This is a genomic window from Streptacidiphilus neutrinimicus (assembly GCF_000787815.1).
GTDB classification, from domain to species: Bacteria; Actinomycetota; Actinomycetes; order Streptomycetales; family Streptomycetaceae; genus Streptacidiphilus; species Streptacidiphilus neutrinimicus.
In genome coordinates, this window is sequence record NZ_BBPO01000023.1 from 95696 (window position 1) to 109249 (window position 13554).

The 13554-nt window shown below is 71.6% G+C and carries 13 protein-coding genes and 1 pseudogene; 1 reads left to right on the top strand and 13 read right to left on the bottom strand.

What is annotated here, in order from left to right; translation table 11 throughout:
- The 4 genes and pseudogenes from TR48_RS43310 to TR48_RS44370 form a co-directional block, all read right to left on the bottom strand.
- Positions 1–786 (bottom strand): annotated as a pseudogene (locus tag TR48_RS43310) (hypothetical protein); the annotation flags it as partial.
- Positions 783–1451 (bottom strand): nicotinate-nucleotide adenylyltransferase, encoded by a 669-nt coding sequence (gene nadD / locus TR48_RS17165; RefSeq protein WP_042367979.1) that lies wholly within the window; start codon positions 1449–1451, stop codon positions 783–785. The gene nadD and the pseudogene TR48_RS43310, both read right to left, overlap by 4 nt.
- 88 nt (positions 1452–1539) lie before the next feature.
- On the bottom strand, positions 1540–1683 hold the full coding sequence (locus TR48_RS44365) for a hypothetical protein (protein ID WP_170183537.1): 144 nt from the start codon (positions 1681–1683) through the stop codon (positions 1540–1542).
- Between the two features lie 64 nt (positions 1684–1747).
- Positions 1748–1891: a hypothetical protein gene (locus TR48_RS44370; protein WP_170183538.1), complete on the bottom strand. Its 144-nt coding sequence runs from the start codon at positions 1889–1891 to the stop codon at positions 1748–1750.
- A gap of 214 nt (positions 1892–2105) precedes the next feature.
- Here TR48_RS44370 and TR48_RS17170 point away from each other — a divergent pair, with 214 nt between their 5' ends.
- Positions 2106–3203 carry a M48 family metallopeptidase gene (locus TR48_RS17170; protein ID WP_042367981.1) on the top strand — a complete coding sequence of 366 codons (1098 nt, stop codon included), beginning with the start codon at positions 2106–2108 and terminating at the stop codon, positions 3201–3203.
- A gap of 57 nt (positions 3204–3260) precedes the next feature.
- Here TR48_RS17170 and TR48_RS43315 read toward each other — a convergent pair whose 3' ends face one another.
- The 9 genes from TR48_RS43315 to TR48_RS17215 form a co-directional block, all read right to left on the bottom strand.
- Positions 3261–4673 (bottom strand): SCO2583 family membrane protein, encoded by a 1413-nt coding sequence (locus TR48_RS43315; RefSeq protein WP_052442734.1) that lies wholly within the window; start codon positions 4671–4673, stop codon positions 3261–3263.
- Positions 4674–4826: 153 nt separating this feature from the next.
- Positions 4827–5294: an SCO2583/SCO2584 N-terminal domain-containing protein gene (locus tag TR48_RS44375; protein WP_052442735.1), complete on the bottom strand. Its 468-nt coding sequence runs from the start codon at positions 5292–5294 to the stop codon at positions 4827–4829.
- A 76-nt stretch (positions 5295–5370) separates the two neighbouring features.
- A complete protein-coding gene (locus tag TR48_RS17185) occupies positions 5371–6690 on the bottom strand; it encodes a glutamate-5-semialdehyde dehydrogenase (RefSeq protein ID WP_042367982.1) in 1320 nt (439 codons plus the stop codon).
- Between the two features lie 227 nt (positions 6691–6917).
- Positions 6918–7388 carry a DUF8830 family protein gene (locus TR48_RS17190; RefSeq protein ID WP_439654474.1) on the bottom strand — a complete coding sequence of 157 codons (471 nt, stop codon included), beginning with the start codon at positions 7386–7388 and terminating at the stop codon, positions 6918–6920.
- A gap of 91 nt (positions 7389–7479) precedes the next feature.
- Positions 7480–8613, bottom strand: a complete 1134-nt coding sequence (proB, locus tag TR48_RS17195) for a glutamate 5-kinase (protein WP_042368043.1) — start codon at positions 8611–8613, stop codon at positions 7480–7482.
- A gap of 138 nt (positions 8614–8751) precedes the next feature.
- The gene (obgE, locus tag TR48_RS17200; RefSeq protein ID WP_042367986.1) at positions 8752–10230 is read right to left on the bottom strand and encodes a GTPase ObgE; all 1479 of its coding nucleotides are present in this window, start codon (positions 10228–10230) and stop codon (positions 8752–8754) included.
- A 127-nt stretch (positions 10231–10357) separates the two neighbouring features.
- Positions 10358–10612 (bottom strand): 50S ribosomal protein L27, encoded by a 255-nt coding sequence (rpmA, locus tag TR48_RS17205; RefSeq protein ID WP_042367989.1) that lies wholly within the window; start codon positions 10610–10612, stop codon positions 10358–10360.
- A 14-nt stretch (positions 10613–10626) separates the two neighbouring features.
- Entirely contained in the window at positions 10627–10941 is a 315-nt protein-coding gene (rplU, locus tag TR48_RS17210; protein WP_042367991.1) for a 50S ribosomal protein L21, read from the bottom strand.
- 260 nt (positions 10942–11201) lie between these two features.
- On the bottom strand, positions 11202–13554 hold a 2353-nt coding region (locus TR48_RS17215; RefSeq protein WP_042367993.1), incomplete at its 5' end, for an Rne/Rng family ribonuclease.

The following is a 13554-nucleotide window of genomic DNA, read 5'->3' on the forward strand; positions in this document are numbered from 1 at the left end:
GCCGACGCCGCCGCCCGCCACCAGCACCAGGGCGACGACCAGTGCGACGGCCCGGCCGCGCAGCTTGCGACGCCGCTCGTCGCGGCGCTCCCCGCGGGTCTCGGAGAACTTGACCCAGTCGATGACGTCGGTGGACTCCTCGGCGTCGTCGACGAACTCGAACTCCTCATCGTCGTAACGGGACTTGGCGCCCGCCGCGGCACCGGGCCCGGCGCCCGCCCCCGGGCCCTTCCCGGTGCCGGGGCGCGCGGTGGGCGCCTCCTGACGCGAAGGGCGCGGCGCGCCCGGCGCCGCCTGCGCGGGCGGCTCCGCCTCGGCGTACGGCTGCTGGGCCTGTTCAGGCTGCTGCTGGTGGGCGGGGGAGAACGACTGCTGGGGAGCGTGCGGCTGGGTCTGCTCGGGGGCGTGGTGCTGCGGCTGCGCCGACTGCTGGTACGCCGTGGGCTGCTGGTACGCCGTGGGCTGCTGGTAGCCCTGCTGCCCGTAGTACGGGTCCTGCGGCTGCTGCTGGTACCCGGCGTAAGGGTCGTACGACGCGGCGTAGGGGTCGTACTCCTGCTGGTACCCGCCGTAGGGCTGCTGCTGCGCCTGGTGCGGCTGCTGCGCTTCGTAGGGCTGCTGGTAGCCGTGGTCCTGCCCGTAGGCCTGCTGCTGCCCAGGCGCGGCCTGGGGCGCCTGCGGGGTCTGCGGCTGCTGCTGCGACGGGAAGACCCACTCGCCCGTGTAGGGGTCCTGGTAGGCCTGCTCGTATCCGCCGGGTCCCCTGCGGTCTGCGGTTCCGCTCACGCCGTCCCTATCCCTGTGCCGTCGTCGGTCCCGGCGAGCGTCTCGGGCGCGTACAGCCGGCGCTTGTCGATGTAGCGCACCACGCCGTCCGGGACCAGGTACCAGACCGGTTCGCCCCTGGCGACGCGCTCACGGCAGTCGGTGGAGGAGATGGCGAGGGCCGGCACCTCCACCAGCGTGGCGCCGCCGTCGGGCAGACCGGGATCGGTCAGAGTGTGCCCCGGCCGGGTCACTCCGACGAAGTGCGCGAGGTCGAAGAGTTCCGCGGCCTTGCGCCAGGAGAAGATCTGTTCGAGAGCGTCGGCGCCGGTGATGAAGAACAGATCGGCGTCCGGGTGGAGCGCCTGGAGATCACGCAGGGTGTCGATCGTGTAGGTCGGACCCTCGCGGTCGATGTCGATGCGGCTGACCGAGAACTGCGGGTTCTCCGCCGTCGCGATGACCGTCATCAGATAGCGGTCCTCGGCGGGAGAGACGACCCGGCCGGTCTTCTGCCAGGGCTCGCCGGTCGGCACGAAGACCACCTCGTCGAGGTGGAAGAGGCTGGCGACCTCGCTGGCCGCGACCAGGTGACCGTGGTGGATCGGGTCGAAGGTGCCGCCCATGACGCCGAGCCGCTTCTTCTGCGGCTCGACACCCGCCGACGCCTCGGCATGCTCTCTCATAGCGGGTCACCCTACGCGATCCGACCGGGCCACGGCCGTACGGTCCGTGGCCCCGGTTGCTCGGTCCGGTGAAGACTCCGCGTGCTCCTCAGCGGTCCTTGTTGAAGCTGACGGTGACGACCAGGAGCAGCACCAGAATGAGCAGGGCGCCACCACCGGTGAGCCACGGCTGGAGACTGTTGTGCTGGCCGCCTTCGGCGAGCAGGGCGGCCGCAGCGGGGTGAGAGGTCATCTGTGGTGAGACTTTCTGACTCGGTGGCAGTTCGGGCTGGTGGAGCTCATGCTACGCACTCGGCTCAGTCGCGGTAGCCGCGCAGCAGCAACCACGCCATGAGCACCACTCCGACGATCGCCGCGATGACGATCCACCGCAGAAACATGCCCGGTCCGCTGCCGTTGGAGATGGCCGCGAGCTGGATCAGCGTGTCGTTGGTGTGCATGGGGTGTCCTTCGAACGGAGAGGTGGCGCTGTCCGAGCCTAGTCCTGCCCTTACGGGAACCCGACACCGCCCCGGAACGTCTCCCCCAGAAGGGGACGAGCAGTAGCGTGACGCAGCAGGACGACGACAGAGATTCCGCAGGGATTCGACAGTCCACAGGACGGCGGGGGTCGGCGACGCGCCGGGTCCGCCGTCGTTCGGGAGGATGCAGCAGATGACCCAGCCCAACGACAGCAGCAACGTTCCCAGCCGGACGCGCAAGCGGTTCCCCGGCATCTCCACGAGGGCCTGGGAGCACCCCGCCGACCGCTCGGCCCTGGTGGCGCTGCGGAAGCTCAGCGGCTTCGACGACATCCTGAAGAAGCTCGGCGGTTTCGTCTCCGAGCGCGCCGTGCGGCTGATGTTCCTGGCCAGCGCGGTGCGGGCGTCGGAGCGGCAGTTCCCGCAGTTGCACGAGATGGTCCGCGACGCGGCCTACATCCTGGACCTGGAGAAGGTCCCGCCGCTGTACGTGACCCAGGACCCGAAGCCGAACGCCATGTGCATCGGCATGGACTCCCCGGTGATCCTGGTCACCACCTCGCTGGTCGAGCTGCTCGACGAGGAGGAGATGCGGGCGGTCATCGGCCACGAGGTCGCGCACGCGATGTCCGGCCACGCGGTCTACCGCACCATGCTGATCATCCTGACCAACCTGGCGCAGCGGATTGCGTTCATCCCGCTGGGCGGGCTGGCGATCATGGGCCTGATCACGGCGCTGAACGAGTGGTTCCGCAAGGCCGAGCTCTCCTGCGACCGCGCCGGGCTGCTGGTCGGCCAGGACCTGCAGGCCTCGATGCGCGGCCTGATGAAGCTGGCCGGCGGCCACCACCTGCACGAGATGAACACCGACGCCTTCCTGGAGCAGGCCGAGGAGTACGACCGGGCGGGCGACCTGCGTGACGGCGTCATAAAGCTGCTGCAGATCCTGCCGCAGTCGCACCCGTTCGCCGCGGTGCGGGTGGCGAAGATCAAGCAGTGGGCGGAGGGCGACGAGTACCGCTCGATCATGGCGGGCGCGTACCCGCGTCGGGAGGACGACGCCAACGCCTCGGTGCGCGAGCAGGCGAAGGCGGCGGCGGACTCCTACGCGCAGAGTTTCCGCGACACCAAGGACCCGCTGATGGGCCTGATCCGCGACATCGCGGGCGGCACCGCGGACCTGAGTGGGAAGCTGCGGGACGTCTTCGCGGGCCGCTCCACCGGCGCGAACGGGAACGGCAGCGGCAGCGGCGCTCCGGAGGACCACCAGGGCTCCGGCGCAGAGGGCTAGCAGAGAAGCGAGGGGGCCTGCCCGGACCGACGGTCCGGGCAGGCCCCCTCGCCATGGCTACAGGACCCAGGAGAGCTGACCGCACATCGTCCAGGCGTCGCGGCTGTGATCGAACGGGTCGACCGCGCCCGGCGTGCTGCTCGGGCTGGCGCTCGGGTGCGGGGTCGGCGTGGCCTTCGCGGAGGAGGAGCCCTTCGGCTGCGCTCCGGAGTGGCTCTGGACCGGGAAGAGCGGCTGCAGGAACGCGCTGTTGTCCGCATCGCAGCTGGTGGCACCGGCCTGCGTCACAGAGTCGACGACCTGGAGCTTGCCGCCGGTGATGTCGTCCGGGGTCAGCCAGTAGGTCAGCGCCCGGCGGACGGCGTAGTAGACGACCGGCTCGGCGGTCGCCGTCCCGGTCGGGCTCCCGCTGACCGAGGCCGAGGCCGAGGCCGAGGGGGTGGGCGTCGGCGAGGCCGCGGCCTGCTTCGCCGGCGAGAGCGCGTAGACGAAGGTGTAGTCGCTGGTGACCTCGAGCGTGCCGGAGTCCAGCTCGTGGTAGGCGACGCTGCCGGGCGCGACCAGCACCTGCTGGGTGGCGAGCCGTACCTTGGCCGGGTCGAACCGCACCATCCACCCGGTGGCCAGGTGGCGCTGGTCGTTCGTCGGGTGGTCGACGCTGTCGGTGAACTGCTCCGTCTGGCCCGGCGAGAGGTACTGCCTGACGTCGTCGGTGTTGCCCGCAGCGAGCACGTCCGGGTCCAGGGACGAGGCCTTGAGGTAGTTCAGGACCACCTGCAGCGCCGCGTAGACCTCGTCGTGGGTGAAGTGGTCGGTGTGCCGCGCGTTCGGCAGATTGAGGCCCGTCGCGCCGATCGGCAGGTACTCCGAGCCCGGCAGGCCGGAGAAGATCGGGTCGTGGCCGACCACCGCGGGCGCGGACGGGGAGGCGGGGGCGCCCGAGGCGGAGGCCGAGGGCGTTACCGACGCGGAGGCGCCGTCGGAAGGGGTGCCGCCGGAGGCCGCGCCGCCCGCCGAGGCGGAGGCCGAGGCCGACGCGGAGGCTGAGGCCGACGCGGAGGCTGAGGCTGAGGCTGAGGCTGAGGCGACCAGGCTCGGCGGGAGGTTGACCGGGTTGTGGTCGGTCGGGATCCCGGCCGGGCCGGGCTGCAGCGGGATGACCTGCGTGCTGAGGTTGGCCGCCGCGCCGGTGATCGGCGGAGCGTATGGGTGGCGCACGCCCATGTAGACGGCGGTCGCGAAGGCGAAGCCGATCAGCAGCATCAGCGCCAGTGCCTGGCGGGGCAGCCCGCCGCGTCCGCTGCGGCGGCGCACCGAGCGGTGCGCCCCGGAGAGGCGCTCGCTGGCGGACAGCTCCTGGATCCGGGCAGCCCGAATGAACGACTCGTCGAACACGACGGATCGGAACTCGTCCTCGCCCCCGGCGCCGCCCTCCGGCCCGCCCTCGGGGGGCTCTGCCCGGCCACCCATGGGTCCAGGGTAAATCGCCGCGCGCCGAAGCGGTCAGGCCCGCCCCGCATGTTCTGCCGTACGGGCTCGATTGACTGTTCGTCATCCGCTGAAAAATTGGGCCATATATGGCAAATAGGACATCTTGCCCGACTTGCTGGGCCCCACCGCGCCTCAACTGTGCGCGAGCACCGTCGCGTCACTCGTCGGGCTGTTGTGGCCTCCGGGCGCTGACGGAGCCGTCGGCGCCGGGCCGCGGTGGGTGTTCGGCGCGCCGGAACCGCCCGACGCCCGGTAGACCGCGGCGGCGGCCGCCATCACCGCGACCACCCCTATGACGACGAGCATCACCCGCGCCACCATCCGCTGCCAGCCGCCGACCTGGTCAACCTCGTACGGCAGCGGCCGCAACTCCAGCGGCAGACCGTCCGGGTCCTCGTCCAGCTCGTCCGAGTAGTCGACCACGGGCGTCCTGGCCGGCCCGCTCAGCGCGCGCTCGCGCGCCGAGGGCTCGTGCACCAGGGCCGCCCGGACGAAGGCCTCGTCGAACACCACGGCCCCGAACTCCCCGTCCGGTCGGCCGTGGTCGTCGTCACCCGCGCCTTCGCCGTCGTCGAAGGCGTGACCGGAGCCGTCGGACACAGCATCAGCGTAGGGCAGCACGCCCGGTTTGTCTGCGCCTTGCGGCCAGTCGGCCCAAGAGCCGGGACGGGCGTGATCAGCGCCGGATGTGGCCGTCGCCGGTCACGATGTACTTCGTCGACGTCAGCTCCGGCAGACCCATCGGACCGCGCGCGTGGAGCTTCTGCGTCGAGATGCCGATCTCGGCGCCGAAGCCGAACTGGCCGCCGTCGGTGAACCGCGTCGAGGCGTTGACCGCGACGGTGGTGGAGTCCACCAGCTGCGTGAAGCGGCGCGCGGCGGCCTGAGAGGTCGTCACGATGGCCTCCGTGTGACCCGAGGTCCACAGCCGGATGTGTGCCACCGCGGCGTCGAGCGAGTCCACGACCCCGGCGGCGATGTCGTAGGAGAGGTACTCCGTCTCCCAGTCCTCGGTGGTCGCCGGCACCACGACGGCCTTGCTGCCCTCGCGCTCGGCGATCGCCCGCACCCGCTCGTCCGCGTGCACGGTCACCCCCGCGTCCGCGAGCGCGGCGAGCGCGAGCGGAACGAAGGCGTCGGCGATGTCCTTGTGCACGAGCAGCGTCTCGGCGGCGTTGCAGACGCTGACCCGCTGGGCCTTGGAGTTGATCAGGATCTCCACGGCCATGGCGAGGTCCGCCTCGGCGTCCACGTAGACGTGGCAGTTGCCCGTCCCCGTCTCGATCACCGGCACCGTCGACTGCTCCACGACCGTCCGGATCAGCCCCGCGCCACCGCGCGGGATCAGCACGTCCACCATGCCACGCGCCCGCATCAGCTCCTGGACGCTCTCGCGGTTCTCCCCCGGCACGAGCTGCACCGCGTCCGCGGGCAGCCCCGCACCGCCCACCGCGTCACGGATCACCTCGACGAGCTTGCGGTTCGACGCGATGGCCGAGCTGGAGCCGCGCAGCAGCGCGGCGTTGCCGGACTTGAGGCAGAGCGCGGCGGCGTCCACGGTGACGTTGGGCCGCGCCTCGTAGATGATCCCGACGACCCCGAGGGGCACCCGCACCTGGCGCACGTCGAGGCCGTTGGGCAGCGTGTAGCCCCGGATCACCTCGCCGACAGGGTCGGGCAGCCCCGCGACCCTGCGGACGTCGTCCGCGATCCCGTTGATCCGCTCCCGGGTCAGCGTCAGCCGGTCGATCACGGCCTCGTCCGTCCCGTTCGCCCGCGCGCGCTCCACGTCCCCGGCGTTCGCCTCGACGATCTCCCGGGTCCGCACCTGCAGCGCGTCCGCGATGGCGAGCAGCGCGTCGTCCTTCGGCGTCCGAGGCATCGGCGCGAGCGTCGCGGCGGCGGCCTTGGCCCGGTACGCGGCCTGGAGCACCGGCGACTTCGGCAGCGGCGACGGCAGATCGGGCGAGGGGAACTCGACGGAGTGGCTGCTCATACGCACAGCGTACGGCCTCGGCCCACGCCGCCCCCGAGGGTTTCCGATGACTGAGACACCCCAGGGGCGCGAGGAACTGCGCGAGCAGCCACCGGCGTGCGGACGGCCCTGCGCGTTGAGGACCCTCTGCCATCAGTGGCTTCTCGCGCCCCCGCGGCGGAGCCGCACATCAGCGGAGCCTGGCGCCCCTGGGTGGTGCAACTACCTGCGGGAGCCGAACGCTCGGCTCAGTACGGGTGGACTCCCCCCAGGAAGGCGGGGGGTTCGGCGAAGCCCTCGGCGATGCGTTGGTGGTAGGTGGGTCGGTCCACGACTTCGAGGCCGACGACCTCCCACGGCGGCAACCCCGCCGTGACGCGGTGCTCGCCCCAGAGGCGGAGCGCCAGCGCCGCCGCGTCCTGAAGGGTGTCCGCCTGCTCCCAGTAGCGGATCTCCGCGTGGTCCACGGCGTAGCGGGCCGTGAGGAAGGGCGGGTGCTCGTGGGCGAGCTGTTCGAGGCCCTGCTTCAGGGACGGCAGCGGGGTGACTCCGCCGGCGACGTTCAGGACGACGTGCCATATGCGGGCCCGCTGGCCGATCTCCGCCGCGCTGGAGCTCGGGCGCGCGTGCTCTGCCGTGCCGGGCTCCGGCACGACCTCCTCGCCGGGGCCCACCCCGCCGCCCGGGATGCTCGTCAGCACCACTCTGCCCTTGCCCACGGGCCCCGCACCCGGACTGCGCCTGTATCCCACCGGCGGCCTCCTGTCGGCGTTTCGTCCCCGCGGTCCAATGGCAGCCGCCACCCGCCTGTCAACCGGTCAGCACGACGAGGTCGTCGCGGTGCACGACCTCCCGCTCGTACGCGGGGCCCAACTCCCGGGCGAGGTCCCGCGTCGACCGGCCGAGCAGCCGGGGAAGCTCCCTTGCATCAAAGTTGACCAGTCCTCGCGCGACGATGTGGCCGTTTTCGTCAAGAAGGTCGACCGGATCGCCCGCAGCGAAATCACCCTCAACTCCCGTCACACCGGCCGGGAGCAGGGACGTTCGCCGGTCCACGACCGCCGCGACGGCGCCCGCGTCGAGGGTGACCGCCCCCCGGGGCGAACTGGCGTGCTCCAGCCAGAGCAGCCGGTCCGCGGCACGGCGGCCGGTGCGGTGGAAGAGGGTGCCGGTGTCGCGGCCCGCGAGGGCGTCCGCCGCGTGGCGGGCGGCGGTGAGCACGACGGGGATGCCCGCGCCGGTGGCGATCCTGGCCGCCTCGACCTTGGTGACCATGCCGCCGGTGCCGACGCCCGCCTTGCCGGCGCTGCCGATCTCGACGCCCGTGAGGTCCTCGGGGCCGTGCACCTCCGCGATGCGGCTGGTGCCGGGCTTGCTCGGGTCGCCGTCGTAGAGGCCGTCCACGTCGGACAGCAGCACCAGCAGGTCCGCCCGGACCAGGTGGGCGACGAGCGCGGCGAGGCGGTCGTTGTCGCCGAAGCGGATCTCCGCGGTGGCCACGGTGTCGTTCTCGTTGACGATCGGCACGGCGCCCATCACCAGCAGCTGCTCCAGCGTGCGGTAGGCGTTGCGGTAGTGCGCCCGGCGGCTGGCGTCGTCGGCGGTGAGCAGCACCTGTCCGACGCGCAGGCCGTAGCGGGCGAAGGAGGCCGTGTAGCGGGCCACCAGCAGGCCCTGGCCGACACTGGCGGCGGCCTGCTGGCGGGCGAGGTCGGTGGGGCGCTTCTCCAGGCCCAACGGGGCGAGACCGGCGGCGATGGCCCCGGAGGAGACCAGCACGATCTCCACCGGCTCCTCGGCGGTCCCGCGCTCGCGGTTGCCGTGTTCGTGGGCGCGGGCCAGGACGTCGACGAGGGCGTCGACCCGGTCCGCGTCGAGCCCGCCCGAGGCGGTGGTGAGCGACGAGGAGCCCACCTTCACCACGATCCGTCGCGCCCGCAGCACGTCTTCCCGCAGGGTGGTCCCTGTCACGCCGTCGCTCCCGTACGTCCGATGCCCGTCGCTGCCTGTTGCCACTGCGATCAGCAATCTACGCGAACCGGACGGCGTGACTCATCCCGGTTTCAGCCCTCGGAACGAGGATCAGTACTCCTCGTCGTCCGCCTCGATGGCGTGCCGGCTCAGCGGGTCGAAGTGGGCGAACTCCTCCGACGCCGCGTCCGCGCGCCGCGCCTCGCGCTCCTTGCGGCGGTCGACGGCCGGACGCGGGGCCTCGAAGCGGTGGTCCTCGCCGCGGCGGCCGAGCATCTCCGCACCGGCGGCCATCGACGGCTCCCAGTCGAAGACGACGGCGTTCTCGGTGGCGCCGATGACGACGGTGTCGCCCTCGCGCGCGCCGGCCTTGGCGAGGGCGTCCTCGACGCCGAGACGGTTGAGCCGGTCCGCGAGGTAGCCGACAGCCTCGTCGTTGTTGAAGTCGGTCTGCTTCACCCAGCGCTCCGGCTTGGAGCCGGTGACCCGGTAGAAATCCTCGGCCTCGTCGTAGACCACCTCGAAGCCCGCGTCGTCCACGGCCTTCGGGCGGATGACGATGCGGGTGGCCTCCTCGACCGGCTTGGCGGCGCGCGCCTCGGCGACGATCTTGGCGAGGGCGAAGGTCAGCTCGCGCAGGCCCTTGTGGGCGACCGCGGAGACCTCGAAGACCTGGTAGCCGCGCTCCTCCAGGGAGGGGCGGACCAGGTCGGCCAGGTCCTGACCGTCCGGGACGTCGATCTTGTTGAGGACGACGACGCGCGGCCGGTCCTCCAGACCGCCGTACTGCTTCAGCTCCTCCTCGATCACCTCGAGGTCGGAGAGCGGGTCACGGTCGGACTCCAGGGTGGCGGTGTCCAGCACGTGCACCAGCACCGAGCAGCGCTCGACGTGGCGCAGGAACTCCAGGCCCAGACCCCGGCCCTGGCTCGCGCCCGGGATCAGACCCGGCACGTCGGCCATCGTGAAGACGGTCGAACCGGCGGTCACCACACCGAGGTTGGGGATCAGGGTGGTGAACGGGTAGTCGGCGATCTTCGGCTTGGCGGCGGAGACCACCGAGATCAGCGAGGACTTGCCGGCGCTCGGGTAGCCGACCAGCGCCACGTCGGCGACGGACTTGAGCTCCAGCACGATGTCGGCCGCGTCGCCCGGCTCGCCGAGCAGCGCGAAGCCCGGCGCCTTGCGGCGTGCGGAGGCCAGCGCCGCGTTGCCGAGGCCGCCGACGCCGCCCGCGGCGGCGACGTAGGAGGTGCCGTTGCCGATCAGGTCGGCCAGGACGTTGCCGCGCTTGTCCATGACGACGGTGCCGTCCGGAACGCGCAGGACCAGGTCCTCGCCCTCGGCGCCGGTGCGGTTGCCGCCCGCGCCCGGCTTGCCGTTGCCGGCCTTGCGGTGGGGGCTGTGGTGGTACTCGAGCAGCGTGGTGACCTGCGGGTCCACCACGAGCGTGACGCTGCCGCCACGGCCGCCGTTGCCGCCGTCCGGGCCGCCAAGCGGCTTGAACTTCTCGCGGTGCACGGAGGCGCAGCCGTGGCCCCCGTTGCCCGCGGCGACGTGCAGCTCGACGCGGTCGACGAAGGTGGTCATGATGCGGGCGCCTCTCGGTCGGCGAAAAGAAAAAGTGATGAGTTATCCCAAACACCAAGGGTGGACCGGAATGTTCCGATCCACCCTCAGTGAGGTACTGCTGTGTCCTGCTGTCGGCCTAAGGAGCTCAGGCGACCGGGACGATGTTGACAACCTTGCGGCCACGGCGCGTGCCGAACTCGACCGCACCGGCCTGCAGGGCGAACAGCGTGTCGTCGCCGCCACGGCCGACGCCCGCACCCGGGTGGAAGTGGGTGCCACGCTGGCGGACGATGATCTCGCCGGCGTTGACGACCTGACCGCCGAAGCGCTTCACGCCGAGGCGCTGAGCGTTCGAGTCACGACCGTTGCGAGTAGAACTCGCACCCTTCTTGTGAGCCATGTTCCCCTCGCCCCTTACTTCGCCGAGTCGATGCTGGTCACGCGAAGCGCGGTGTGGCGCTGACGGTGGCCCATGCGCTTCTTGTAGCCGGTCTTGTTCTTGTACTTCTGGATGCGGATCTTCTCGCCCTTGGTGTGGTCGACCACCTCGGCGCGGACCTTCACACCCGCCAGGACCCACGGGTCGCTGGTGATCGCGTCACCGTCGACGACCAGGATCGTCGAGAGCTCAACGGTCTCGCCAACCTTGGCGTCGACCTTGTCGGCCTCGAAAACATCGCCGACGGCAACCTTGTGCTGCCGTCCGCCGCTACGCACGATCGCGTACACGTTGAACCCTTCTCGATTCGGTCGGAACCTCTGACGCCAGCCGCACCGGACCGAATACCCGGGGGCCTCTCCTGGACAGAAGGCCCGGGAGGGAGTTGCTCAGAAGCCGGCGCAGCTCGCTGAATGCAAAGCACGCCGAGGGTCAAGAGTACGGAAGCCCCACGGCCCCGGTCAAACCGGGCCCTGGGGCTCCGCCGAGGTCATCGGCGCAGCTCGGGGCCGGTGCGCGGCATGCGCACCGGCCCCGAGGGTGTCGCTCGTTACTCGGAGGCGGGCTCGGGAGCCGGCTCCGAGGCGGCCGCCTTCTTCGACGTCCGCTTGGCGGCCGTCTTCTTCGCGGCGGTCTTCTTGGCGGCGACCTTCTTGGCCGCCACCTTGCGCGTGGCGCGCTTGCGGGCCGGCACGGCGGAGGCCTCGGCCCCGGCGTCCTCGTCCCCGATCGGGGCCTCGGCCCCGGCAGGCTCGACCACGATGCCGGCCTCGGCGACCGGCAGCGCGGCCTGCTCCGCCTCGGCGGGCTCGGCGACCTCGGCGGCCGGCTCGCTCGGGATCACGACCACCTCGGGCTCGGCGCCCACCGTCGTCGTGGCCTTGCGGACCGCGCGGCGGCGGGTACGACCGCGCGAGGTCGGGGCCTCGATCATCGACTCGGCCAGCTCCTCGGCGGCGGCCTGCGCGGCCGCGGCGGGGGCGACCGGCGTCGCGACGAGGGCCTCGACCGTCAGCGGCCCGGACTCCTCCGCTACCGCGGCCGCCACCGGCTCGGCCTCGCGGGAGACGACCTCGATCTCCTCGTGCTCGTGGTCGGCGTGCTCGTGGTCCTCGTGCACGTGCTCGTGGACCTCGGCCGCCTCCCCCGCGCCGCCGCGGCCGCGACGGCGACGCTTGGAGCCGCCCTCCTCGGCGTGCTGCGGCTGGCCGCCGCCGACACCCGGCTTCGGGCCGGCGAAGCCCTTGGGCGCGGGCGCGGCCTGGTCCATGTGGACGATGACGCCACGGCCGTTGCAGTGCACGCAGGTCTCGGAGAAGGACTCCAGCAGGCCCTGGCCGACCCGCTTGCGGGTCATCTGCACCAAGCCCAGCGACGTCACCTCGGCCACCTGGTGCTTGGTCCGGTCCCGGCCCAGGCACTCCAGCAGGCGGCGCAGCACCAGGTCGCGGTTGGACTCCAGCACCATGTCGATGAAGTCGATGACGACGATGCCGCCCAGGTCCCGCAGGCGAAGCTGGCGGACGATCTCCTCCGCCGCCTCGATGTTGTTGCGGGTGACCGTCTCCTCCAGGTTGCCGCCCTGGCCGGTGAACTTGCCGGTGTTGACGTCGACGACGACCATGGCCTCGGTCTTGTCGATCACCAGCGAACCGCCGCTGGGCAGCCAGACCTTGCGGTCCAGCGCCTTCATCAGCTGCTCGTCGATCCGGTAGGTCGCGAAGATGTCGACCTCGGAGGTCCACTTCTGCAGACGCGGCGTCAGGTCCGGCGCGACGGACGAGACGTAGTCGTGGATCGTGGTCCAGGCGTTCTCGCCGGAGACGATGACCTTCGAGAAGTCCTCGTTGAAGATGTCGCGGACGACCCGGACGGTCATGTCCGGCTCGCCGTACAGGAGAACCGGGGCGTTGCCGCTGTTCGCCTTCTTCTGGATGTCCTCCCACTGCTGCTGCAGCCGCTGGACGTCGCGGGTCAGCTCGTCCTCCGAGGCGCCCTCGGCGGCCGTACGCACGATGACGCCGGCGTCGTCCGGGACGATCTTCTTGAGGATGGACTTCAGGCGCGCGCGCTCGGTGTCGGGCAGCTTGCGGCTGATGCCGGTCATCGAACCCTCGGGCACGTAGACCAGGTAGCGGCCGGGCAGCGAGATCTGGCTGGTCAGGCGGGCGCCCTTGTGGCCGATCGGGTCCTTGGAAACCTGGACCAGCACGGACTGGCCGGACTTCAGCACCGACTCGATCCGGCGCGGACCGTTCTTCAGCCCGAGCTGGGAGAAGTTGACCTCACCGGCGTAGAGCACGGCGTTGCGGCCCTTGCCGATGTCGACGAAGGCGGCCTCCATCGACGGCAGCACGTTCTGCACCTTGCCCAGGTACACGTTGCCGACGTAGGAGCTGGCCTGCTCCTTGTTGACGTAGTGCTCGACGAGGACGCCGTCCTCCAGCACGCCGATCTGGGTGCGCTCGCCGGTCTGGCGGACGACCATGACGCGCTCGACCGCCTCGCGGCGGGCCAGGAACTCGGCCTCGGTGATGATCGGCACGCGGCGGCGGCCCTGCTCGCGGCCCTCGCGGCGGCGCTGCTTCTTGGCCTCCAGGCGGGTGGAGCCCTTGATGGACTGCACCTCGTCCGGGTCGAACGGGGCCTCGGCGGAGCGGCGGCGCGGCTCGCGCACCTTCACGACCGTGCGCTCGGGGTCGCCCTCGCCCGGCTGCTGCTCGGCCTCGGCACCGCTGTCCCCGCTACGGCGGCGACGACGGCGACGGCGACGGCTGGAGGCGGAGAGGGCCTCGCCGAGCTCGTCGCCCTCGCCCTCGTCCTCGTCGTCCTCGTGCTCCTCGCCCTCGGCGCCCTCTTCGGCGGCCTCGTGCTCCTCCGCGTCGCCGTCGCCGCGGCGACGG